This window comes from Gracilibacillus halophilus YIM-C55.5 (genome assembly GCF_000359605.1).
GTDB lineage: Bacteria > Bacillota > Bacilli > Bacillales > Amphibacillaceae > Gracilibacillus > Gracilibacillus halophilus.
This window is the reverse complement of the sequence record NZ_APML01000101.1, coordinates 1-1,331: the sequence shown is the minus strand read 5'-3', so window position 1 is coordinate 1,331 and position 1,331 is coordinate 1. Positions and strand designations below refer to the sequence as shown.

1 protein-coding gene is annotated in these 1,331 nt (G+C 37.5%); it reads right to left on the bottom strand.

What is annotated here, in order from left to right; genetic code table 11:
- Window positions 1–66: 66 nt before the first annotated feature.
- Complete coding sequence (locus tag J416_RS14865) at window positions 67–1,236, bottom strand: IS256 family transposase (RefSeq protein ID WP_003475497.1); 1,170 nt, start codon at window positions 1,234–1,236, stop codon at window positions 67–69.
- Window positions 1,237–1,331: the final 95 nt, after the last annotated feature.

Here is a 1,331-nt window from a genome sequence, read left to right as displayed (position 1 = left end):
TTTGGTATGGTAGGAAGGGGTACCCCCTTCCTACCATACCAAATTTTTGCGCGCTTTCGTTCCCTGCTAGTTTGTGCTGAAAAGAGGTCTTTTCTTTTCTTGTTTCTCTTCATAGTCCATCAACACTGCTCCAATTAATCGAAAAGCAGACTGCGTATTCGGAAAGATACGTATAACTTTTTCTCTTCGTCTAACCTCTTCATTTAAACGCTCAAGAGAGTTTGTCGTACGAGTATACATGTGATATTTCGTTGGTTCATTTAGAAATTGTATGCCATCATCAAACCCGTCTTCCAACGCGTCTATTACTTTTTCTAACTTCGGATTTTTCTCATAGCGATGGATAAATTCCTCTTTAAACTTTCTTGCGTCCTCCACTTTTACAGCATCAAAAATTCTTTTTAAATCAACTTTAACTTCTGCCATATTCTTTTTTGGCATTTTGTCTATGAGATTCTTTTTAAAGTGAACAGTACAGCGTTGCCAAGAGGTTCCAACAAATTCTTTCTTGATTGCCTTTTTCAGTCCTGGATGGGCATCAGAAATAATGAGTTTTGGTGATTGTAATCCACGTTTTATTAATTCTTGTAGAAATGCTTGCCATGCTTCATAGCATTCCTCATGACTAACTTTTAGACCAAGTACTGCCCGTTGATTATGTTCAGTAATCGCAGTCGCAATATAGACGGCTTTAGATACAACCTTATGATGTTCGCGGACCTTGATATACATGGCATCGACAAAAACATATGGATAATATGCTGTGTTTAAAGGGCGATTTGCCCACTCTCTAACGAGAGGATCAAGCTTTTCTGTAAGAGAAGATACAAAGGATTTCGACACACTTTCCCCACATAACTCTTCCACGATATTCTTCACTTTTCGAGTGGAGACACCATTCACTACCATTTCAAGCATAGATAGGATTAACGCCTTGTCGCAACGTTTATACCTTTCAAATACTGATGGCGAAAAATCACCACTACGTGTACGAGGTACACGTAATTTGATCTTTCCAATGCTCATCATGAAATCCCGCTCATAGTAGCCATTACGATAGTCACGACGTTCTCCTGAACGATCATAAGCTGGAACTTTCAAGTACTCATCTCGCTCTTTCTCCATATATTCGTTTAATACTAGAACTATCGTTGATTTAACTACAGCATCAATATTCGAGTTCATAACAGAATCTTTTAAATGATCCATATTTAGGTTAAACTGTAACTGGGTCATCATCAATTCTCCTTTACAATATTTTCTGGTTAAAAACATTGTATCCAAGAATTGATATGGCCCATTCTCTTTTTACACAATTTTACGGACTTAAT

Bases quoted from the DNA above. Each gene is read 5' to 3' on its own strand.
- J416_RS14865 (WP_003475497.1), bottom strand. From the start codon at position 1,236: ATGACCCAGTTACAGTTTAACCTAAATATGGATCATTTAAAAGATTCT.